The organism is Enterobacter sp. LU1, assembly GCF_008271405.2.
GTDB lineage: Bacteria > Pseudomonadota > Gammaproteobacteria > Enterobacterales > Enterobacteriaceae > Enterobacter > Enterobacter hormaechei_C.
In genome coordinates, this window is the sequence record NZ_CP043438.2 from 3,470,509 (window position 1) to 3,494,198 (window position 23,690).

Consider the following 23,690-nt stretch of genomic DNA (forward strand, 5'->3'; position numbering starts at 1 on the left):
GGAGAAAATAACGATGAAAATGAACGTAACGGAAACCGTAAAACAGGCGTGCGGCCACTGGCCGCGCATTCTCCCGGCGCTTGGTGTGAAGGTCATGAAAAACCGGCATCAGGCCTGTCCGGTGTGCGGCGGCTCTGACCGTTTTCGCTTTGACGATAGAGAGGGGCGCGGGACGTGGTACTGCAACCAGTGCGGTGCGGGTGACGGACTTAAGCTGGTAGAGAAAGTGTTCGGCATGAACGCATCAGAGGCTGCCGGGAAGGTGAACGCCGTGACCGGCAACCTGCCGCCGGTTGCCCCGGAAGTGATTGCGGCCGCAGAGGCTGAAACGGAGGCTGACCGCAAGGCGGCGGCCGCGCTGGCCGCAAAACTGATGGAGAAAACCCAACCGGCCAGCGGCAACGCCTACCTGACCCGCAAGGGCTTCCCCGCTCTGGAATGTCCGGTACTGTCGGCCACACACAAAACCGGCGGCGTGACGTTCCGCGCCGGTGATGTGGTTGTCCCGCTGTATGACGATACCGGCGCACTGGTTAACCTTCAGCTTATCAATTCTGACGGTCTCAAACGCACCCTGAAAGGCGGTCAGGTTAAAGGGGCATGTCATGTCATCGAAGGGAAAAAGCAGGCAGGAAAACGCCTGTGGATTGCGGAGGGCTATGCGACCGCGCTCACCGTGCATCACCTGACCGGGGAAACCGTCATGGTGGCACTGTCGTCCGTGAACCTTCTTTCTCTGGCGAGCCTTGTCCGTCAAAAACACCCGGCCTGTCAGATTGTCCTCGCCGCCGACCGTGACCTTAACGGCGACGGCCAGAATAAAGCCGCAGCGGCAGCAGACGCTTGTGAGGGCATTGTCGCCCTGCCGCCGGTGTTCGGTGACTGGAATGATGCGTTTGTGCAGAATGGCGGGGAGGCCACGCGAAAAGCGATTTATGACGCCATCCGGCCACCGGCACAAAGCCCGTTCGACACCATGAGCGAGGCGGAATTTACCGCCATGAGCGCCAGTGAGAAGGCTTTGCGGGTCCATGAGCATTACGGCGAAGCGCTGGCGGTGGATGCGAACGGCCAGCTCCTGTCCCGCTATGAAAACGGCATCTGGAAAAATATCCCGGCCGCCACTTTCTCACGAAATGTGGCTGATTTATTCCAGCGCTTACGCGCCCCGTTCTCATCCGGGAAAATTGCCTCGGTGGTGGAGACCCTGAAACTGATTATTCCGCAGCAGGACGCACCGGCACGCCGTCTGATTGGCTTTCGCAACGGGGTACTCGATACCCAAAGCGGCATATTCAGCCCGCACAGTAAATCGCACTGGCTGCGCACGCTGTGCGACGTGGATTTTACCCCGCCGGTGGAAGGCGAAATGCTGGAGACTCACGCGCCGAACTTCTGGCGCTGGCTCGACCGGGCGGCCGGTAAAAATCCACAAAAACGCGACGTGATACTCGCTGCACTGTTTATGGTACTGGCGAACCGCTACGACTGGCAGCTCTTTCTCGAAGTCACCGGTCCCGGCGGGAGTGGCAAAAGCATTCTCGCCGAAATCGCGACCCTGCTCGCCGGAGAGGATAACGCCACGTCGGCCGACATCGACACGCTGGAAGACCCGCGCAAGCGTGCCTCCCTGATTGGCTTCTCGCTGATACGTCTGCCGGACCAGGAAAAATGGAGCGGTGACGGCGCAGGACTGAAGGCCATCACCGGCGGCGATGCGGTCTCGGTTGACCCGAAATACCAGAATCCATATTCAACGCATATTCCGGCGGTGATTCTGGCCGTGAACAACAACCCGATGCGCTTCACCGACCGCAGCGGCGGTGTATCCCGTCGCCGGGTGATTATTCATTTCCCGGAGCAGATTGCCCCGGAAGAGCGCGACCCGCAGCTCAGGGATAAAATTGCGCGCGAGCTGGCCGTTATCGTGCGCCAGCTTATGCAGAAATTCAGCGACCCGATGACCGCCCGCGCACTGCTCCAGTCGCAGCAGAACTCCGACGAGGCACTCAATATCAAGCGCGATGCTGACCCGACGTTTGATTTTTGCGGCTATCTGGAAATGCTGCCGCAGACCAGCGGGATGTTTATGGGTAATGCCAGCATCGTCCCGCGTAATTACCGTAAGTATCTCTATCACGCGTATCTGGCCTATATGGAGGCCAACGGGTACAGAAACGTGCTCAGCCTGAAAATGTTCGGGCTGGGGCTGCCCATAATGCTGAAAGAGTACGGCATGAATTATGAGAAGCGGCACACTAAGCAGGGGATACAAACCAATCTGTCGCTGAAAGAGGAAAGCTACGGCGACTGGCTACCGAAATGCGACGAACCAGTAGCAACATAACCTCACTCAGACCGGCAACAGCCGGTCTTTTCCTTTCTGGCCATTGCCACAGGGTGAACAATCCACTGTTCACCCTTCACCGTATCTTCACCCTGTATCATCATGAAATTATTAATAAAAAAACAGAGGTGAACAGTGTGAACAGTAAAACCTAAAAAAACTTTTTATCCCCCCACCACATCGCCTGACCGGGCAGATCCAGAACGAGCAAAAATCACAAAGGGGAAGATTCGACTTTTCACTCCTCACCAACTCACCACCGCTTAACCACATGATATAAAATAGAAAATCATCGAAGTTAACAGTATAAACAGTTAGATTAAAAAAATACTAACGCATCTTATGGCGATAGGTAACACTATCGCCATAAGAAAAAGCACATTATATGAAGAACAAAGAAGGAAGGCATATAAATGGATAAAACTGATTACATCCTACGTTCACTTACGAAAACCTCAAAAAAACGATGGGAACATTATGCAGTAACTCGCATTTATCATCTTTTAAATGATCCCGCCATTGAATTTGTCTGCCAGCAATGTGTCAGAAAAGAAAATGGAAAAATCTATTTGGCAGATTTATTTTTCCCACAACTGGAACTTTATCTTGAAATTGATGAAGGGCATCACAACAGTGAGCAATCACAAATAGATGATGCGAAACGTCGTATGGATATTACTGAAGCTACAGGATTTTTAGAGATAAGAATTCCCGCCAGCGAAATAAGTCTTGAAATTTTCGATCGTTATATCAATGAATTTATTGAGTTGATACGCAATCGTAAAAATAGAATGATTAAAGATAAAAAATTCAAAGAATGGGATTATGATAATAAATATACAGCTCGTCCACATCTTAAGGCAGGAAGGATATCTGTAGGTCCAGATGCCGTCTTCAGATACCACCGGGATGCTTTGAACTGTTTCGGTTACAACAAAGGACATCATCAGTCTGGCGGTTGGAGCATTCCTTCTCACATAAGTGAAGCAATGGGTCTATCAGGAAAATGCATGGTTTGGTTTCCAAAACTATATGGAAATTCAGATTGGGGAAATGAATTGACTGATGATGGTAACAAAATCATAGAGCGGAATATAAAAGATGATGAGGGATACACAGAACGCTGGGATAAACGAATTGTTATGGCACATTCTCGTGATGAGTTGAACAGGACACTGTACCGATTTCTTGGGGTGTTTGAAGCTATCCCTGGTCACCATACTGGCAACATACTAGAGTTTCATCGTGTAAGTACATCGGTCAATGTATACCCTCCTAATGATGCTGCCCCATGATTAACAGCATATTTAGTTCCCTGTTTATACGAGATACAACACTGCTACAGTGAGAAAATTGGTACACGCTTAGGTACACAACTGAAAGTTGAATACGAAAAAATCTCATACTTTTAATAGGTTGGGAAATTTATTCAGACTCCGCCAGCCCACCAAAATTCTCCATCGGTGAATACCAGAGTCATCCGATGAAGTCCTGAAAGCCCGCACGGCGCAAGCCCTGCGGGCTTTTTTGTGTCTGTCGTTCTCCGAGCCATTCGACTTAGTCCGGCGATTATCGCTATACGTTCAGGTATTCCGGTTCATGCCGGATCAGCCACAGCCCCCCAGACCTACACCAATGTTCTGCGTGCTAAAGCGCCCGAGAAAAATCTAACGTTGCGTCATGGCCCATGCCATCGTTGAAATCCCCGCACTGCAAATCAAAGCCCAACCCCCCTTAACGCAATCAACATAACCAATTGATATTAAATAGTTATCACCTCATATATTTCCGTTTCCTTTTGTTTTGTCGAACGATCTGTGAACAACACCAAAACATTAACAACAAGGAAACAATAATATAACTACAGAGGTGACCTTATGCTCAATAAAGAACGGCATTATGCAATTTTGACCTGGCTTAACAGGTACGAACGGGCGACGGTGAATCAGCTTGCGAAAGTATTTAACGTCACCAGGGAAACGATTCGCAGCGACCTGAACTTATTAGCGCAGGAAGGCGGCATTGAGCGATGCCACGGTGGGGCAATTATCAAACGCCGTATTTTTCATACCCAATCAGTCAATAATTTAGATAGCAATATCATTCATTTTTTTGACTCCGCGCAGTCAAGAAAAACGATCAAATCCCGACATAAAGGGCGAAAGATGAAAGGTAAAGTCTGTATTCTGGGTTCATTCAACGTTGATATTATTGCTAATGTCGATCGTTTCCCGCAAAGCGGAGAATCTATTTTCTCCGAAAATACCATTATTGGACCCGGCGGCAAAGGCGCCAATCAGGCGCTGGCCGTAAGCAAATGCAATGTTAAAACCCATTTTGTCGGTAAGGTGGGTAACGATCAGTTTAGTCAGATGGCCTTTGAACATCTTTCATCTTCTGCTATCGACAGCTTCACGCTTTATCAGGATAAAGATCAGAAAACCGGCACCGCGCTTATTTATGTTTGTCAAAGTGATGGTGAAAATATGATTGCCATCAGCCCTGGGGCCAATCGGTCCATTACAGCCGATGAAGTTGAAGCTATTACCCCTGAAGTGAAAAACGCAGATATTTTTTTAACCCAGCTGGAAAATAATCTACCCGCTACCTTTCGGGCCATTGAAATTGCCCGCCGTAACGGGATTAAGGTGGTTTTGAACCCTGCCCCCTGGTCATCTGATGTGGTTAGCTGCCTGAAGAACGTGGACTTTCTGACCCCAAACGAGACTGAGGCCTCATTGCTGTCCGGCATTCATATCGTAGACCTTGCCAGCGCGAAGGAAGCCGCCAGAGCCATTAAAGCGAAAGGGGTAGGTCACGTCATCATCACCATGGGAGCGAAAGGCGCGCTTATTTATGACGGTGAGCAATTTATTCATATCCCGGCGCTGAAAGCCGTATGTGTGGATACCACCGGTGCTGGCGATGCCTTCAACGGCGCATTCGCCGCCGCGATGGCGAAAGGGGAATCCATTATTCAGGCAGCAAAATTTGCCTGTGCTTTCGCGTCTTTGGCCGTCGAAAAAGAAGGCGCATCAAATATGCCTGAATATAAAGATGTCCTGACCCGCCTCGCGCAATATAACGATAAAAACATTCTCACCGAGAAAATTTAACGCACGCATATTTCTGCATACACAGATTATATTCACGACAACCATTTCAGTAATGGGAGTATGTCCGATGAAAGCCCTGACAGAATCTAAACCCGGCGGCGCGATACCGCAGGTAAATAACATGCCTCACCAGCAAACACTATCCCGCATGGCACGTTGCCGCCAGACGTTACGCCGGTGGTGGCCGTTCTACGTGATGGCCCTGCCTGGGGTTATCTATTTTTTTATCTGGCACTATTTACCCATTTGGGAAACCAAAATTGCGTTTGAGCAGTACCGTATTATCCCGCCGAATATCTGGGTCGGGATGCAGTATTTTGCCACGCTGATGTCATCCCCTGTTTTCTGGCAGGTGATACAGAACACCGTGATTATCGGCGCAATGAAGCTGATTTTTATTTTTCCGGTTCCCATTATCGTGGCGCTCTTGCTCAATGAAGTGCGCTCATCCGGTTACCGTAAATTTGTCCAGTCGGTGATTTATCTGCCGCACTATCTCTCCTGGGTAGTGATCGCCAGCATCGCGATTGCCACGCTCTCGCCGGTTGATGGCGCGGTTAACGACATCATTAAATCGATGGGCTACGATCCGATCCCCTTTATGACCGACAGCGGCTCTATCCGCTGGGTACTGGTGTTCACTGAAATGTGGCGCAGCGCGGGCTGGGACTCATTACTTTACATCGCGGCGATCCTCGCCATCGATCCACAGCTGTATGAAGCGGCAGAAATGGATGGTGCCGGGCGCTGGCGCAAAATCTGGCACATCACCCTGCCCGCTATCACCCCGACCATCGCCACGCTGTTTATCCTCAACGTCGGGCTCTTCCTGAGCCAGGGTTTTGATCAGGTCTTCAACATGACCAACGACGTGGTGAACGGTCAGATAGACATCATCGACACCTACGTCTACCGCATGGGCCTGCGCACCGGGGAGTTCTCGCTGGCGACCGCCGCAGGGTTATTCAAAGGCGTGATCGGCATGGTCCTTATCGTGCTGGCACATAACGTTTCAAAACGCCTGACGGGTAAAGGAGTCTGGTAATGCGCATCTCATCACGAAGCACCCCTTTTGAGCGCATCGAATACGTGCTCATTCTCTCGGTACTGATGCTGCTGGTTGTCGTGACGCTACAACCGATCCTCAACCTGGTGGCGATATCCTTCTCCAGCCCGACAAACGTGCCCGGCATGAGCGGCCTGGAGATTATTCCGCAGGGCTTTTCGCTGGACGTCTGGAAGCTGCTGCTGACCAACGAAGCCGTGCTGCGCGGGTTTGGCAATGCGATGCTGATTACCGTGGTGGGCACCATCATCAACGTAGTTTTCACCGTGCTGCTGGCCTGGGCGCTGGCGCAAAAACGCCTGCCGGGACGCCGCTGGCTGTTTATGTTTGTCCTGTTCACCATCGTCTTTGAGCCGGGCATCATCCCCGATTTTCTGGTGATGAAAAAGCTGGGGCTACTGAACAGCTACTGGTCCGTCATCCTGTATCGCGCCGTCTTCGCCTGGTACCTGATTATTCTGGTTCGCCTGTTCGAAGAGATCCCGGAGGAGCTGCTGGAAGCCGCGGAACTCGATGGCGCGAACCCGTTCCAGACGCTGTGGTACGTCATTATGCCGGTCGCCAAATCGTCCATTGCCATGATCACGTTATTTTACATGGTGCTGCACTGGAACGAGTTTTTCCGCGCCATGGTGTACCTCAACGACCCGGACAAATGGCCGTTGCAGGTGGTGCTGCGTCAGTTTGTCGTCGAGGGCGATAAGCTGGCGATGGTAGGCGTCGAAAGCATGTCGAACTACACCGATGCCAGCCAGATCAGCATCAAGGCGCTGAAAGCCGGGATGATCACCTTAACCATCGCCCCGCTGATTGCCATCTACCCGATTATTTTGCGCTTCTTCACCAAAGGGACCATGTCCGGCGCGGTGAAGGGTTAACAGGAGCGATGACGATGAAATTATTCACAGCAATCGCCTGCGGCCTGCTGTTATGCCAGGCCGTCTGGGCCGAGCCGGTCACTATCCGGATTGTGGAAAAAGATCTGCTGACCACCAACCGCGAAGATGTCGCGCATATTCAGCGAATCGAGCAGGCGCTGGCACGCCAGGGACACGATATCCACATTGAGATCGTCAACCTGTCGTCTTCCGGCTACTCCGACGTGCTGAACGTGATGCTGCTCTCCGGCACCATCCCTGATCTGATCTATTTCAACGGCAGCGACCAGAAGATGGTCGAACAGGGCATTCTTGAAGACTGGCGTCCGTGGATTACGAAAACCCGCTATCTGAAAGAGGCGCTGTGGCCGCACAACCGGCTTCGCCTGCAAAACCATCCGACCCTGCTGTATGTCTTTCCCCTGCGCGCGCGCCAGCCGGTGATCCGTGAGGACTGGTTACAGAAGAGCGGATTCAGCGCATCACCCAAAACGCTGGCGGAGTACGTCACGCTGTTCAATGCGATCCACGCCGGTGACTACAACGGCGACGGTAAGACGGATAGCTGGGGGATCACCTCCGAGAAAGACCTGCGCGATCTCGACGGTTTTATGAACCCGGCGTTTGGCATTCACGCCACCTGGCTCAAGGACGATCAGGGCAAGCTGATCAACGCCCAGATAAGCCCGCAGGAGCGGAGCAAGCTGGAGTTCTACCATTCGCTGTATCAGAAAGGACTGCTCTCCTCCCAGTACATCACCACCAACTGGGAGCTAAAAGAGGATGAGTTTTATACCGGCAAGGTTGGCGTGGTATCCGTCTCATCGCCGGGCAACGTCGGCGTGTACCAGGAAAAGATGCGCCAGATCCATCCTGACGCCACCCTCACCCTGCTCGACCCACCCGAAGGCCCGGCAGGTAAAGGGCTGGCGGCGACAGATGTTTCCATGGAAACGCGCGGCTTTGCCATGTCCTCGCTCTCGAAACATAAAAAGGAAGTGATGATCCTGCTCGATTTTCTGGCAAGCCCGGAAGGGCAAATGATGGAGCAGATGGGCTTCGAGAACACGCACTACGTTCGTAAGGGCAACACGATAAACGTGACGCCAAAAATTAATGCCTGGTATCCGCGGTTTATCCAGGCCGCCAACTGGAAGCCGCCGGTGGAGTGGCGGACGCCCGCGATGCTGCGCTATATCGACAATTCACAACGTTATTTTACGGCGGATAACGCCTTTATCTTCCCGGCGTCGTTTGCCGCCGCCATCGACTCAACCAGCAGTATTTATAACCAGTGGGCGTACCAGTTTGTCTCTGGCAAAGCGTCATTTGATCAGTGGGATCAGTATGTCAGCGCCTGGAAAGCCGCAGGTGGAAACGCCATGACCGAATATGCAGAGGAAAAATTAAAATGACCGTTACTCAAGCCGCTGATTTATCGTTCACGTCCCGCATTCTGGGCATGCTGTATGGCGTGGCGTTCGGTGATGCCTTAGGCGGACCGGTTGAGAAACTCTCCGCCCGGCAAATCGCGGAGAAATATGGCCGCGTCACCTCCATCCACCAGCGCTGGCACCGGATGAACGAGCCGTCCGCACGGCGCAACAACCGCGTACGCGGCAACGGTATCATCACCGACGATACGCTGATGACACTCTGCCTGATGGAGGTTTACAGCGAGCTGGGCCGTCACGTTGATGCGTGGGATATGGGGGAGTCTTTTGTGCGGAAGATTGCCTGGGAACCGCGCTGGGTGCCGGAACTGGATCGGGAAGCGCTGGTTATTGAGCGCCTGTTTTATCCGGAAAAATGGATCTTCCATCGTCTGCAACTGGCCGCCTGCGATCCGCGCCAGGGCGGCGTGGGCAATATGGTGAACTGCGGCGCAGCCATGTATGCCGCCCCCATCGGAGCTATTAATGCCTGCAACCCTGAGGCAGCTTACCAGGAAGCCATTAATTTCACCCAGGGGCATCAGCAGAGCTATGGGCTGGAGGCCGCCGGGGTCTTCGCCGCCTGCGTTGCAGCGGCATTTATTCCTGGCATCACCATTGAGGCTATCACCAACATCGCATTGAAACTGGCTAAAGACGGCACCCGCCAGGCCATCGCGGCAACGCTTGACGTCGCGCGTCGCTACCGTGGAACCGCATGGGATTATCAACAGGTCGTTGACGCCCTGCACGATGCGCTTTTGCCCTTCTCACCGATGGGTGATGACCTGATGCACGGCCCGGAAAAAGCGGGCGTCCCCACCATGGCCTACCAGCCCTCGCGTCTGATGTCGATTGAGGAACTGCCGATGGCGCTGGCCTTCTGCCTGCTGCGCGAAGGCGAGTTTCGCGGGGCGGTGGAAGACGCCATCAATTCAGGCCGTGATACCGACTCTATCGGGGTGATGAGCGGCGCGATTTTAGGCGCGCTGCACGGGGAAGCCATTGTCGAACCTGAGGTGCTGGCGGGTATTGATAGCGCCAACCACCTGGATCTGCGTACGGCCGCGCTGCGCTTCAGCGAATCAGCACAAAGCATTATCCAGCAGGATCTCGCTGCGGCGGCGCTTTACCGCCAGCACGTCATGCCATTATTGCAGCCAGGCCACACCGCCGGGCGAGGAGAGTAACATGAGCCAAATCGTTTTAAATAATCTCGGTAAATCCTACGGCAACGTCAGCATCATTAAAGGGATCTCGCTGAGCATTCACGAAGGCGAATTTATTGTGCTGGTCGGCCCGTCCGGGTGTGGGAAATCCACCCTGCTGCGCATGATTGCGGGTCTGGAAGACATCACCTCCGGTGAACTGCTGATGCACGGCGAGGTGGTCAACACTCTGCCCGCCAAAAAACGCGATATCGCCATGGTGTTCCAGAGCTATGCGCTCTATCCACACATGAAGGTGCGGGACAACATGAGTTTTGCCCTGAAGCTTGCCAGCGTCTCAAAAGCGGAACGGATGGCGCGCGTGGAAGAGGCAGCGGAAATCCTCGGCCTGACGCATCTGCTCGATCGCCTCCCGCGGGATCTTTCCGGCGGCCAGCGTCAGCGCGTGGCGATGGGACGCGCGCTGGTGCGTGACCCGAAGGCCTTTTTGTTTGATGAACCGCTCTCCAACCTGGACGCCAAACTGCGCCATAAAATGCGCGGCGAAATTCGTAAGATCCACCAGCGGATGGGTCGCACCACCATCTACGTGACGCACGATCAGACGGAAGCGATGACCATGGCGGACAGGATTGTGGTGCTGAATGCCGGACATATTGAGCAGGTCGGCACCCCGGAAGAGCTGTACCGTAACCCGGATAACCTGTTTGTCGCGGGCTTTATCGGCACGCCGGAAATTAACACCCTTAAAGGCGTGATTCAGCACGGCGAGATTGTGCTCAACAACGGCTACCGCTTCCCCTGCCCCCTCCGCTCACATATTGAAGGGATGGAGATCATCTGCGCCACCCGACCGCACTATATCCGGCTCGGCGAGTCAGGGATGCCAGCGGAAATCGTGCTGATAGAAATGACCGGGGAAGGACAGGAGATCCGGGTGCGTATCAACGATCAGGAGCTGATCGTGGTGTCCCATGAAAAGCTGGATATCAACGTGGGTCAGAAGGTCTTCCTCACCGTAGACACGGAAAAAATGTTCTTGTTTGATGCCCAGACCGGTAAGCGTTTGCGGTCATAACATGCTGGCTCAATCCATCCTGTGAACGCATTAAAGCCCGCATGGTGCAAGCCTTGCGGGCTTTTTATATCTTACATTTACTGTGCAATGCCCCCTCACATGCCAGCGCCAGCGTCATCAGCATCGTCTCATCCTCCTGCGCCGATAACATCTCCATCCCTACCGGCAGCCCGATACGGCTTACGCCACAGGGCAACGTAATGGCAGGCAGGCCGCTGATGGCGGCCAGTTCCGGCGCGCAGCCTGGCGGCATCTTCGCCATACTTTCTGGTAATCGTTGTACGGTGGGATACACAAATCCGTCGATGCGCTGCACCTCCGCCACCTGGCAAAGGTTCTGCCGCAACAGGCGCTGAAAGCGACGCCCCGCCAGCCAGAGCGGGGTTTTCAGCGTGTTACTCGCCAGCATCTGACGTAGAAACGGCGCAAACTCTGGCAGGAAAGCGCCGGAGTCCACAATGCTTGTCAGTCCGGAGGGAGCGCCAGGCTGTTTGCTAAGCCAGTCGTCAATCGCCACGCGAAATTCATACAGACTGAGGCAGGTGGCCTGCCTCACCTCTTCAAGGAAGGGGAGTGAAACCTCCACCAGCGTCGCTCCGGCACGGCGCAACGTGTGCAGCGCCGACTGCCAGACCTCCAGCTGTACCTCATCCTCTCCCTGTAACGCGGTCACCACGCCAAAGCGAACGCCTTTCAGCGAACGCACAGGAAGCGCAACCGGCGGCAGGCCATGGATCACCGCATGCAGCAAGGCGGCATCCTCAACGCTATGTACCATTGGCCCAACGGTATCTTTGCTGGGTGAGAGCGGCGCCACGCCGTCCAGCTGTGAACGGCGAAAGGCAGGCCGTAGCCCCACCAGCCCGGTATAGCTACAGGGAATGCGGATAGAGCCGCCGGTATCGGTACCCAATGCGCCATCCGCCATTCCAGCCGCCACCGCCGCGGCGCATCCTCCGCTGGAACCTCCGGCGGTGAGTGTCGGGCAAAGTGGATTCGCCACATCACCCCCCAGCGAGCTACGCGAACGCACATCGAACGCGAACTCGGACATATTGGCCCTGGCAAGAATAATCGCCCCCGCTCTGCGCAATCGCTGCACGACCCGAGCATCCGCTGTCGCGTTAAGTGAGGCCAGCGCACGGCAGCCAAGGGTGATCGGCATCGGCGCGCAGGCAATATTATCTTTGACGATCAGCGGCACGCCGTGCAGGGGGCCGATCGGCTCTCCACGCCGACGCTGCTGCTGATGCTGTTCCGCCTGAGACATGGCGTCAGGGTTAACCCCGAGGATCGCGTTGAGCGCCCGGTGCTGCTGTATGACGTCGAGACGGCGGGCAATTTCCTCCGGACAGTCGTCTGGCGGTATCAGGCGCTTCATAGTCTCAGGCTCCCCGTGCTGAAAACCGGGCAGAAGGCTGCCCGGGATACGTTTTAGTCCCGCATGCCGGTAGTAATGGCATCAATGTCCTGCGGACGCAGACGAATTTCCGCCGCCCGTCGGTGCCCCTGCATCCCCTCGGTACGGCTCTGGCGGATCGCCGGTTCTGCGATTGCCGGGATACCCTGCTCGTCAATCCACTGATGGGTACAGATTTTGACGTATGCCCCTACCCACAGACCGCCGGTATAGCGTGCCGCCGCCATCGTCGGTAACGTATGGTTGGTGCCGCAGCATTTATCGGAGAACACCACGCTGGCGTTCTGACCAATAAACAGCGAGCCATAGTTGCGGATCTTCGCTGCCGTCGCGTGCGGATCGCGGGTATGCACCTGCAAATGCTCCGTCGCCATATGGTCAGCAAACGCAATCAGCTGCGCTTCATCTTCGCAGAGCACAATCTCACCCTGCCGACGCCACGCCTCGCCCGCCGTGGCGGCCGTTGGCAGAGTCGCAAGCTGACGCTCAACCTCCGCCAGGGTACGCTCAGCGATATCCCGGCTGGTTGTCGCCAGCCCGACGCGGGTATGAATATCGTGCTCTGCCTGCGCCAGCATATCGGCGGCCAGAATGCGCGGATCGGCGCTGTCGTCGGCGATAGTAAAAATCTCGCTCGGCCCGGCGAGGGCATCAATGCCGACTCGACCAAACACCTGGCGTTTCGCTTCGTTAACGAAGGCGTTGCCTGGCCCAACGATTTTGTCCACTGACGGAATACTCTCCGTTCCCCAGGCCATAGCCGCAATGGCCTGCGCGCCGCCAACTTTGAAAATGCGGTGCGCGCCCGCCAGATGGCAAACGGCAATCATCGCCGGATGCGCGCCCGGGGGCAGACAGGCGATAATCTGTTCACAGCCCGCCACCGTCGCAGGAACAATCGACATCACGGGTGCGGAGAGAATCGGATACCGTCCGCCCGGCACGTAGCAGCCCACCGTCTGCACCGGGATGATCCGGTGACCGAGATGCACGCCAGGCAGCGTCTCTACCTCCAGCGGCAGCATGGTCGCCAGCTGCGCCTGCGCAAAACGACGCACCTGATTAATGGCAAACTCACTGTCGCGGCGCGTCTGGGCATCCATCCCCTCCAGTGCTTCGGCAATCTCCTGCTCGCTCACCTCAAACTGCGCCGGTACGACATGATCAAACTGCTGCGAAAAGGCTCTTAGCGCCGTATCGCCCTCGGTTTTCACGCGCTCGATAATGGCGCTGACCTTCTCCGTCAGGGAACGATCGGCCTGCGCATCCTGCCCCTGCGGGCGCTTAATCCAGCTCACCTGATTTAACATTTACGCGTCCTCCATCTGGCCGAGTTTGATCTGCGCCAGCAGCGCCAGATGGTCATAAACCACCCACTCATCAACAATTTTTCCGTTGACGATGTGGTAGTGCGACATGCCCATCACGAACAGTCGTTCTCCGGTCGGCTTGCCGAGTTCGCCGTAACCCAGGTGATGTCCTTCGATAATCCAGCGTACGGCCACTTTGACGCCGCCTTCATCGCACGGGTTGGAACAAATATGCTGCGGCAGCCACGCGCCGTCAGGGATCATCCCCACCAGCGCCAGCGTCTGATGGGTTACCGCCGCGGTGCCGTACAGCTCTTTCATCAGCGGACCGTGCCACTGTACGTTAGGCGCATACACTTCTTTGATCTTGCCAAACATCCGGCGGTTGTAGATCTCATGCAGCCAGCGCAGGCACTGCTCCTCCGTATCGGTGTGCGCAATGGAAACATCGCACTCCATCTCCGGCGGATATTGCCCCAGCATGCGGCCGTTTTCGCCGATGTCCATCACGCGGAAGCCTTTATCGAACTGCTCCTTTGCCATATTAAATGCGATTTGATCGGTATTCAGGCCAAGCTGTTTCATCAGTGACATATTGTCGCTGACCACCCACTCCCGATAAATTTTATTCTCGTGGATCATGCAATCCGCCACGGTACGCGTCACAAACGTACGGTTCGTCGGCTTACCTAAATGGCTGTGCTGGGTATGCCGCCCGCTTCCCGTCACCAGGTGAGAGGTATAAAAACCGTCAACATCATTTCCGTTCCAGATAACCTGGGTTGCCATTCCGCGCCGTTCCGGGAAGGCAATTAAGCGTTGCAGCGTATCCTGTACCACCTGTTCGCGGTTATAGAGTGTCCCCAGCGCGTTATACAGCACGCAATTATGGGTATAGTGAGAATAAATTAAGCCAACATCGCGCTCGTCCCATATTTTATGGGTGCAGCGAACGATATAATCGACAATATCGGTATAGCAGTCATCAAAGCCGCGTAATGATTGCACGCGCGGTCTTTTTTCCGGTACCAGATCGACAAAATCACGACGCTCCACCTGTAATACAGGTTCCTCTTTCAGCGATTTCACGCTGCTTTTTTCGGGTACGGCTGGTGCTTTATTTGTTGCTTCGGTGGAAGACATATAAACTCCTGCTCTGTTTTCAGACAATAAGAACCCGCACCCGTAAGTGAGGGTGAATTAAACACGGTTATTTTTTGCAGCCGGAATAAGGGGGCTACCGCCCCATTAATTAAATATTTGCGACCAAATCGCTAATTCATCGATCCCCAGATATTCACGGAAAATTAAACCATCACGTAATTCAAGCTGGCTGATACCGGTAATTGATATGGGTTTACGGGTCGGCGCACCAAATTTGCCGTAACCGTCATGCCAGGTTAACAACGACCAGCGCAATGAAAGTCGAATCGGCTCATTAGGATCTTTACGCACAATCAGGTGATGAAGCTGCGTTTCGCTGTCGGCAAATGAAGCGCGATAACCGGAAAGCTGTGCGCCAATTTCCTGTTCGCCGGTGCAGAGGCAGTGCCCCGGCGCGTACAGCGTCGCCGCCGGGTGATAGAGACCGGGCACCACGCCGCTGTTACCGCCCGCCCACATCGTTAAGTAGCGCTCAACGACCCCGGCCAGCGCCCCTTCCACGTCGTCGCCCTCAGGCCCACCCGCCCAGCGGGCGTCCAGCGTCTCAGCAGACACAGATTCCAGCCCAAGCTGCTGGCGCATGGTCGCCAGGTTAAAAGCAAAGTCGCGGACATCCAGCCCCAGTTGCGCCACAATCGCAGCACGATCCTGAAGCAGCCACTCCTGGCGTACGGCACCATCAACACAGATGCGATCGGCCCAGGTGCGGACCCAGACATTTTTCCCGGTCGGCGGGCCAAAAAATCCCTCCCCCTGGTGCTGAATGCGGGCTACGGTACGCTGCGCCGCATAGTACTCGTCCCCCGGGTTCTGGCTGCACAGAATATCCTCCGTCAGCACCGCTCGCTGCGGGAAGCTGTGCATCGCCTCAAGCGTCAGGCGCATAAACTGGGAAAGCTCATGCAGCTGTTTTTCGGGTGTAGTGAAAACCACCGGCGTGGCGTAAAAATCCGCCAGCTGGCCGATATCTTTCTGCTCCCACACCACGTGCGTCAGCGTCAAAATGAACTGCTGGATAGAGTCGAATTGAGGGCTGAAGCCCCGCAATCTGGTCATGTGCGCTCCTTAGACTGGAATAGCGTTAAACCATTGGTTTCGATAACGCCGCTGCGTGGGCGACGCGCCGAGTGGCGTATCACCAGCGTACCGGGCACCGTAATCTGTTCAGGCTCTATGGTTCCGCTGTCAATTTGCTTCATTAACAGTTCCACCGTGGCATCCACCATCGCGCCGACCGGCTGCGACGCCGAGGTCAACGCATAAGAGGGCCAGCCGGAAGGGCCGATGTCGTCATAGCCGACAACGGAGACCTCCTCCGGAATGCGCAAACCAAACTCATAGCGCGCCACATCCATTACCGTGACGGCCATATGATCGTTGGCGACAAAGACCGCATCCGGCGCTGGCGACGTCGAAAACAGGGTATAGGCTGCCCGGGTGGTTTGCTGAGCGTCGTAATTCCCGTGCACCACCCGGACATCGGTGATGCCATGTTCTTCCAGCGTGGAAATGAACCCGCGCTGGCGGGCGATATTGACCGGGGAATCGGCCACGCCGCCCACGTAGGCAAAACGCTTGTGCTCCCCCGCCAGCAGAAACTCGGCAATCTGCCGCGCGGCCGCTTCGTTATTACTGTTGACGCTGGAGGCCATGCCACTCTCTTCGCTGCGGTTAAACAGCACTACCGGGATCCCGGCGGCAAGGCACTCCTCGGATAACTCCAGCGACAGCGTCACCGAGGCCAGCACAATGCCATCCACCCGGTACTGCATAATCTGGTCAAAAATACGGTCTACGTTACCTTCCCGGTCGCCAACGAACAGCAGCAGGTGATAGTTCAGCGTATCCAGCTTTTGCGCCAGCGCCTCCAGCACCTGCGAGTAAAAGGGGTTATCAAAGTAAGAAATGACGACACCGATAATGCGCGAACGAGCCGTGTTGAGCGAACGGGCGATCGCATTCGGGCGATAGCCCAGCTCGCGCGCTGCCTTCAGCACTTTTTCACGCGTTGCCGGTGAAATGCTGGCCCCCGGCGTAAACGTTCGCGACACCGCAGATTGCGATACCCCCGCCAGCTGAGCGACCTGTTGGGATGTGACTGCTGCAAAAGTCTTACGTTTCATTACCCCTGATTCCTTATCAACGTCCTGCCCATTTGCGCGTGCTTCAAACGCCTCAGCAAGTGGGTGTTTTTTATACTTACACCACCTTTGCATGCGTATGCAACACAAAAAATTAAAATTCTCACAACAAGATCGAGATCACTTTACAAATGTGAAACCTTTTCGTAACTTCAAATCTTGAATACGTATGCAAAGAGTTTTCATACCGTCAATGGTACCGGAGAGAACAGGAGTCGCCCAAAGGATTGAACCGGTAAACGTCGTCCCTGACTGGTTATAACCCATTAATTCTTAAGAGGTTCAAAACCATGTTTCAAGCACTGTTACGCCGTCGGGAAGCCCGGCTCTTTTTCATCATCAGCATCCTGTTCTTTATCTGCATTCATAGCATTGATGCATTCCTGGCCCCCATGATGATCAACCAGGGCATTGAGCCACAGATCATGGGCATCATCATGGGCGCGTCCGGTCTGGCAACCCTTCTGATACGCTTCCCGTTAGGCATTATTTCCGACGTGGTTAAAAGCCGCAGGATCTTCATCCAGATTGGCCTGCTGCTGCCAATTATCGCCTGGCCGATTGCCTGGCTTGAACCCAACGCCATTACGCTGTATCTGGCGAAAGCGGCAGACGGTGTCACGGCGGCGACTTGGGTGCTGTACAACATCCTGTTCATGCGTTACTTCGGTCGCAACGAAGCGCCTGCCGCCGTCGCGCTGCTGGCGCTGGCAGGGCCCATCGGCGTGTTTCTCGGTAACTGTATTGGCGCGGTGCTGATTCACTATTTCGCCAATAACATCGCCTTTTTTGTCTCCTGCATCTCCGCCCTGGTGGCGTTATTCCTGACGACCCGCATTCAGGACGTGCACGACCCGGTTCAGGCCCCCACGCTTAAAGCCTGCATTACCGGCGCGCGCCAGCAGCTGGCCGACCGTTCCGTCTGGCTGATTGGCATCCTGGCGACCGTCGTCATTCTGGTGCCCTTCGCCACCCGCGACACGCTGACGCCGGTCTATGCCGAGCAGCTTGGCGCCCGGGCGGGGATCCTCGCGCTGCTGGGTAACATTCACCTTCTTTTTTACGGGCTGGCCATCGCCCTGTGCAGCTCGGTGTTTTATCAGCGCCTTGGGCTGGTAAAAACCGCCGTGCTCGGCATCGTTTTACAGGTGATTTCCACTTTCGGCATTCCCTTTACCAGCAATATCTATGTGATTTACCTGTGGCAGGCGCTGGCGGGGTTCTCGTTCGGTATGGCCTTTGCCGCATTCATGTCGCTCAGCGTAGTGAATACCTCGTCTGATGAACAATCCACGCGAATGGGACTATTCCAGACCATTTATTCCTGCGGCATGTTTGTCGGGCCGGTAATGATGGGCGTAATGATGCAACATATTAACCTGTCGTCCGGTTATATATTGATTGCCGCCCTTTCCGTTGTGGCCGCTATTGCCACGCCGCTGTCCGCTCGATGGGTATATGCCCGTAAAACGCAAACCTCAGCCCAATTATTAAAAAACGGTGCGTACGCTGCCGCGCCGGATCAATAACTCTTTCTGAAGTAAACACCCTTTCCCGGCTCGCCGGGAGGACAACTGACATCTGAAAAAGGTAAGGAGAAGCGAGTGTCCTGGAAATTAAAAACCGGTAAATCTACCGAAGAGCGCCAGCAAGCCAACCAGCAAATAAGAGAAACGGTTGAACAAATACTTGCGGATATTGAAAAACGCGGAAATAAAGCCATTCGCGAATTATCCATTAAATTCGATCGTTATGACCGTCAGGATTATCGTCTGACGTCCGCGGAGATTGACCGCTGCATAAAACAGTTAAGCCGCCAGGATATTCAGGATATTGAATTTGCCCAACAGCAGGTGGCGAATTTTGCCCGCGCGCAGAAAGAATGTCTGCGGGACCTGGAAATTGAAACGCGTCCCGGGGTGATCCTCGGACATAAAAATATTCCGATTAACGCCGTAGGATGTTACGTGCCTGGCGGAAAATATCCCCTGCTCGCCTCCGCGCACATGTCGATCATCACCGCCAGCGTGGCGGGGTGCTCAAGAATCATCAGCTGTGCCCCGCCGTTTAACGGTCAGCCCGCCCCGGCGATTGTCGCGGCGCAAAAAATGGCTGGCGCAACGGAAATCTATGCCCTTGGCGGCATTCAGGCGATAGGCGCCATGGCGCTGGGCACGGACTCGCTGGCACCGGTCGACATGCTGGTCGGGCCCGGTAACGCCTTCGTCGCGGAGGCCAAACGCCAGCTGTTCGGCCGGGTAGGTATCGATCTGTTTGCCGGTCCGACGGAAACGCTGGTGATTGCCGATGACACTGTTGACGCGGAAATGTGCGCCACGGACCTGCTGGGCCAGGCCGAACACGGCGTCACCACCCCTGCCATCCTGCTGACGAACTCGCTTCAACTTGCCAAAGAGACGCTCAGCGAAGTGGAACGGCTGCTGGAAAAGCTCCCTACCGCCGACATTGCCCGCCAGTCGTGGCAGGACTACGGGGAAATCATCGTCTGCGACAGCCACGAAGAGATGCTGCTGGAGGCAGATCGTATCGCTTCCGAACATGTTCAGGTGATGACCGACCGGGACGACTGGTTCCTGGCTAACCTGACCAATTACGGCGCGCTGTTCCTTGGACCGCGTACTAACGTGGCCTACGGCGATAAGGTGATCGGCACCAACCACACCCTGCCCACGCAGAAAGCCGCACGTTATACCGGCGGCCTGTGGGTGGGCAAGTTCATGAAAACCTGCACCTTCCAGAAAGTCCTCAGCGACGAAGCCACTGCCGAAATCGGCAGCTATTGTTCCCGTCTGTCGCTGCTGGAAGGGTTCGCCGGGCATGCCGAGCAGGCCAATATTCGCGTGCGCCGTTATGGCCAGACGGAAGTTCCCTACGCCACACCGGCCCCGGTCAGGGAAAAGGTGTAAGCCATGACGCTTTTGCAAACGCCCTCTTTCACCCTGCACGGCAAACGCGCGCTGGTGACCGGCGGGTCAAGAGGGATTGGCTTCGCCGCTGCCGTCGCCCTCGCACAGGCGGGAGCAGAGGTATGGATCGCCGCCCGGGGCCGCGAGGCGCTGGCGCATGCCACAGGTCTGGCAGCGGAACACAGTCTCGCATTTCACCCGCTGGAACTGGATATTACCGACACTCAGGAGGTGGCACGTGTGCTGGCGACGTTGCCCACGCCCGACATTCTGGTGAACAGTGCCGGGCTGGCCCGCCACCAGCCGTTTCTTGAGGTGAACGAGGATAATTTCGATGCGGTGATGGCGCTTAACCTGCGCGCCACCTTTTTTATCAGCCAGCATGTGGCGCGCAGAATGCGGGCGGACGGTAAGGGGGGATCAATTATTCACATCTCATCGCAAATGGGACACGTTGGTGGCCCCGAGCGTAGCGTGTACTGTGCCTCCAAATTCGCGCTTGAAGGGTTAACCCGAACGATGGCGCTGGAGCTGGGCGATGCGGGGATCCGTGTCAATACGCTGTGCCCGACCTTCATTGAAACCGACCTGACGCGTTCGTCGCTCGCCGACCCGGCATTTCGCCGCTATGTGCTGGACAACATCAAACTGCGCCGGCCAGGCAGGCTGGAGGACATTATGGGGCCGGTAGTGTTCCTCGCCTCTGAGGCCGCCGGGCTGATCACCGGCAGCGCCCTGATGGTTGACGGCGGCTGGACGGCTACGTGAGGGATGCAATGGAATATCCGCTTCTGGACAATACCGATCTGCCGCTGGTGCTGCTTGGCGGCACGCTGTGTAACGCCCGGCTCTGGCAGCCCGTCATTGAACGGCTGAACGTCTCAGCGATGCTGTGCATCACGCTGACGGGCGCAGAGTCCGCGCCGCAGGCGTCACGGCGGTTGTTAAAGGTTCTGCCGCCGCGCTTTCTGCTGGCGGGCTTTTCGCTCGGCGCGATTGTCGCGCTGCAAATGGCCGCCGACGCGCCAGAAAGAGTGAACGGGCTGACGCTGATTTCCGTTAATCCGTTGCCCGTTGCGCCAGACACCCTTGCTTCACGCCGGGAAGCGGTACACACCGCACAGGCGCGGGGCCTGGCCGACTGGCTGGTCTCGTCGCTGTGGCAGAGCTATGTCGCCCCGTCACATCTGTCCGATCGGATCCTGCAAGAGACTATTTGCCGAATGGCGCAAGAGTGCGGCATTGAGACCTTTGCGGAGCAAACGGAAATGGCCATTCACCGGCAGGACAACCGGGCTGCGTTTAACGCCCTCTCCTGCCCCACATTACTTCTAAACGGCGCGCAGGACGTTATCTGCACGCCCCATCATCATCAGCTACTGGCAGCAGGCAACGCGAACGTGACCAGGCATACGGTGGAGGCTGGCGGGCATTTTATTCCGCTGGAAACCCCGGATGAGATCGCGCCGCTGCTGCGTCAGTGGATAACGGAGTGCATACAGTGCGCAAAAACAGTTTAAAGACCGCATTTCTGGAAAATACCCCGATCGTTAACGGCTGGCTGGCGATCCCGTCCGGGTATAGCGCGGAAATTATGGGCCATCAGGGTTACGACGCCGTCACCGTCGATTTGCAGCACGGCATGATTGATTTTGCCAGCGCGTTGTCGATGCTACAGGCGCTATCGAGCACGCCTGCCGTGCCGCTGGTGAGGGTGGCAGATAACGATCCGGCGCAAATCATGCGCGTATTAGACGCCGGCGCGTATGGCGTAATCTGTCCGATGATCTCCAGCGCGGAACAGGCTCGCCGTTTTGTCGCTGCCTGTCGCTATCCACCGCTGGGTGTTCGCTCCTTTGGTCCGGCCAGAGGTCTACTCTACGGCGGCAGTGATTATCCACAGCACGCTAACGACGAGATCCTGACGCTGGCAATGATCGAAACCCGCGAAGGGCTGGCGGATCTTGACGCCATCCTTGATACCGAAGGACTGGACGGTGTGTTTATTGGCCCCAACGATCTCTCGCTGACGCTGACCGGCAGCGCCAGCGCCGAATCCCAACATCCCGAAATGCTTGCTGCTATTGAGCGGGTGATTCACTGCTGCCGCCAGCAGCAGAAGATTGCCGGTATTTTCTGCACTTCCGGCGCGGCCGCCGCAGCGCGTATTGCGCAGGGTTTCCAGTTTGTTACCCCTGCAAACGACGTTATGCAGCTGGGTCGCGCCTCACGTGAAGCAATTGCCCTCGCCCGCGGCAACGCCATCCCTACCACCGGTGCATCCGGTTATTAAAAGGAGAAATGATGAAAACTATCCATCTTACCCAGAGCCAGGCACGAACACGGTTAATCGCCCCCGACGATATGGTTTCCTGCAATCTTGCCTTTATTGATTGCAAGCTGCCCGGTTCGCATCTCAAACAAAACTATTCCTTCATCGGCCCGGGTGTAACTCAGTCCAGCGAGCAGATTGTTAATATCCCCGAGCCGCACGGCTTTAACATTGGCGCGGCGGCTATGCCGAAAGGGGTAACCAATAACCTGCATCTGCATTTCACCGCAGAAGTGTTCCTGATCCATGAAGGGACATGGCGTTTTCGCTGGGGCGCCAACGGCGAGCATGAAGCTGAATTTAGCGCGCCCACCATCCTCTCAATACCGACCTGGATCTTCCGCGGTTTCACCAACGTCAGTAAAGAAGATACCTGCGGCATGGTATTTACCGTGCTCGGCGGGGACAACACGGGCGGCATCATCTGGCACCCGTCAGTGCTGGCGGCCGCCAGCGAGTACGGTATGTATCTCAGCAAGGATAATATGCTGATTGCGCAGGAGGCAGGTGAACCAACGCCCGATCCCGCCACGCTGCTGACGCCGCTGTCAGAGCAATATATTGCCGGTCTGCGTGACTACAGCGTTGAGGAGATGCGCCAGCGTGCGGTAACCGGCGATGATCGCTGCTGGTCAGCGCAGGGACTGCTGGACTCGGTGCTGCCGGGACACGGCGGCGAAATTGCGCCGGTTATCGGTTTCGGCATTTCACAGGATCGGGATTCCGCTCCCGCTATCCTGAGCCCGCACGGTTTTTCCGTCGAATGGCTGCGGCTTGCTGACGACCACATTGTCGGTCGCCATCTCTGCCCGGATATTCAGGTGATCATGGTCTTTAAAGGCCAGCTGGAGGTGACCTGGAACGAGGCGGGTAAGGAAGTCAGCATTATCGCCCCGGAACGTTCGGTGATCTCCATTCCGGCAAACAGCTGGCGCCGCTACCGCGCGGTTGATGGCAATGTGGAGTTTATTCTGACGACCCAGGGCGATCAGCGTAAGCGCCTGTACTGGGACGAAGCGATCCTGCACCAGGCGAGAGAACACAATCGCTGTCTCGATCCTGATGGCTACGTGGCGGATGCCGACATCCTGCCAGCCACGGCCCGTCGGGCCGGAGAAAAAGTAGAAAAAGTGCCAGCAGCTAACTGATTTTTACGGCAAAGTGGCGCAAAATAGGGGGGCAGGGATCGCCTGCACCATCATCAATAATGATGCACATAAAACGGATTGCATGATAAACATGGATGGAAAATCAAATGTACAGACCCATAGTCGTTATCCTCTTTATTCTTCTGACGCTCGCCGCACTG

19 protein-coding genes are annotated in these 23,690 nt (G+C 55.6%); 14 read left to right on the forward strand and 5 right to left on the reverse strand.

The features are described 5' to 3' along the window. The first annotated feature begins 13 nt into the window (after positions 1-13). From FZF21_RS16640 to ugpC, 8 genes are all read left to right on the forward strand, one after another. Entirely contained in the window at positions 14-2,347 is a 2,334-nt protein-coding gene (locus tag FZF21_RS16640) for a primase-helicase zinc-binding domain-containing protein (RefSeq protein ID WP_149121208.1), read from the forward strand. Positions 2,348-2,760: 413 nt separating this feature from the next. Next, complete coding sequence (locus FZF21_RS16645) at positions 2,761-3,642, forward strand: AbaSI family restriction endonuclease (RefSeq protein WP_149121207.1); 882 nt, start codon at positions 2,761-2,763, stop codon at positions 3,640-3,642. A gap of 582 nt (positions 3,643-4,224) precedes the next feature. After that, positions 4,225-5,463, forward strand: coding sequence for a ribokinase (gene rbsK, locus FZF21_RS16650; protein WP_032649197.1), 1,239 nt, complete (start codon positions 4,225-4,227; stop codon positions 5,461-5,463). A 121-nt stretch (positions 5,464-5,584) separates the two neighbouring features. After that, a complete protein-coding gene (locus FZF21_RS16655; protein WP_223230137.1) occupies positions 5,585-6,508 on the forward strand; it encodes an ABC transporter permease subunit in 924 nt (307 codons plus the stop codon). Beyond that, positions 6,508-7,407 carry a carbohydrate ABC transporter permease gene (locus FZF21_RS16660; RefSeq protein ID WP_045328343.1) on the forward strand — a complete coding sequence of 300 codons (900 nt, stop codon included), beginning with the start codon at positions 6,508-6,510 and terminating at the stop codon, positions 7,405-7,407. Before FZF21_RS16655 ends, FZF21_RS16660 begins: the two co-directional genes overlap by 1 nt. A 14-nt stretch (positions 7,408-7,421) precedes the next feature. After that, the gene (locus tag FZF21_RS16665; RefSeq protein ID WP_149121206.1) at positions 7,422-8,822 is read left to right on the forward strand and encodes an extracellular solute-binding protein; all 1,401 of its coding nucleotides are present in this window, start codon (positions 7,422-7,424) and stop codon (positions 8,820-8,822) included. After that, a complete protein-coding gene (locus FZF21_RS16670; RefSeq protein ID WP_063150992.1) occupies positions 8,819-10,030 on the forward strand; it encodes an ADP-ribosylglycohydrolase family protein in 1,212 nt (403 codons plus the stop codon). Before FZF21_RS16665 ends, FZF21_RS16670 begins: the two co-directional genes overlap by 4 nt. Position 10,031: 1 nt before the next feature. After that, positions 10,032-11,087, forward strand: coding sequence for a sn-glycerol-3-phosphate ABC transporter ATP-binding protein UgpC (ugpC, locus tag FZF21_RS16675; RefSeq protein WP_047738452.1), 1,056 nt, complete (start codon positions 10,032-10,034; stop codon positions 11,085-11,087). A 64-nt stretch (positions 11,088-11,151) separates the two neighbouring features. Here the strand turns inward: ugpC and FZF21_RS16680 are convergent, their stop codons facing one another. The 5 genes from FZF21_RS16680 to FZF21_RS16700 all read right to left on the reverse strand — a co-directional run bounded on the left by FZF21_RS16680 (position 11,152) and on the right by FZF21_RS16700 (position 17,104). Then, entirely contained in the window at positions 11,152-12,468 is a 1,317-nt protein-coding gene (locus FZF21_RS16680; protein WP_045141893.1) for an amidase family protein, read from the reverse strand. A gap of 53 nt (positions 12,469-12,521) precedes the next feature. Then, positions 12,522-13,817: a histidinol dehydrogenase gene (gene hisD / locus FZF21_RS16685; protein ID WP_017692810.1), complete on the reverse strand. Its 1,296-nt coding sequence runs from the start codon at positions 13,815-13,817 to the stop codon at positions 12,522-12,524. Beyond that, positions 13,818-14,960, reverse strand: coding sequence for an ester cyclase (locus tag FZF21_RS16690; protein ID WP_015571629.1), 1,143 nt, complete (start codon positions 14,958-14,960; stop codon positions 13,818-13,820). A gap of 105 nt (positions 14,961-15,065) precedes the next feature. Beyond that, positions 15,066-16,037, reverse strand: coding sequence for a nuclear transport factor 2 family protein (locus FZF21_RS16695; protein WP_015571630.1), 972 nt, complete (start codon positions 16,035-16,037; stop codon positions 15,066-15,068). After that, on the reverse strand, positions 16,034-17,104 hold the full coding sequence (locus tag FZF21_RS16700; RefSeq protein ID WP_003862277.1) for a LacI family DNA-binding transcriptional regulator: 1,071 nt from the start codon (positions 17,102-17,104) through the stop codon (positions 16,034-16,036). The genes FZF21_RS16695 and FZF21_RS16700 overlap by 4 nt, the downstream gene beginning before the upstream one ends. Positions 17,105-17,412: 308 nt before the next feature. Here FZF21_RS16700 and FZF21_RS16705 point away from each other — a divergent pair, with 308 nt between their 5' ends. From FZF21_RS16705 to FZF21_RS16730, 6 genes are all read left to right on the forward strand, one after another. Continuing rightward, positions 17,413-18,651 (forward strand): MFS transporter, encoded by a 1,239-nt coding sequence (locus tag FZF21_RS16705; RefSeq protein WP_023295299.1) that lies wholly within the window; start codon positions 17,413-17,415, stop codon positions 18,649-18,651. 75 nt (positions 18,652-18,726) lie between these two features. After that, a complete protein-coding gene (hisD, locus tag FZF21_RS16710; protein WP_017692807.1) occupies positions 18,727-20,049 on the forward strand; it encodes a histidinol dehydrogenase in 1,323 nt (440 codons plus the stop codon). A 3-nt stretch (positions 20,050-20,052) separates the two neighbouring features. Next, positions 20,053-20,817: an SDR family oxidoreductase gene (locus tag FZF21_RS16715; RefSeq protein ID WP_047738448.1), complete on the forward strand. Its 765-nt coding sequence runs from the start codon at positions 20,053-20,055 to the stop codon at positions 20,815-20,817. Positions 20,818-20,825: 8 nt separating this feature from the next. After that, a complete protein-coding gene (locus FZF21_RS16720) occupies positions 20,826-21,569 on the forward strand; it encodes an alpha/beta hydrolase (protein ID WP_047738445.1) in 744 nt (247 codons plus the stop codon). Continuing rightward, positions 21,551-22,342 (forward strand): aldolase/citrate lyase family protein, encoded by a 792-nt coding sequence (locus FZF21_RS16725; protein WP_023295301.1) that lies wholly within the window; start codon positions 21,551-21,553, stop codon positions 22,340-22,342. Before FZF21_RS16720 ends, FZF21_RS16725 begins: the two co-directional genes overlap by 19 nt. Positions 22,343-22,353: 11 nt before the next feature. Next, positions 22,354-23,529 carry a hypothetical protein gene (locus tag FZF21_RS16730; RefSeq protein ID WP_047738443.1) on the forward strand — a complete coding sequence of 392 codons (1,176 nt, stop codon included), beginning with the start codon at positions 22,354-22,356 and terminating at the stop codon, positions 23,527-23,529. Positions 23,530-23,690 lie beyond the last annotated feature (161 nt).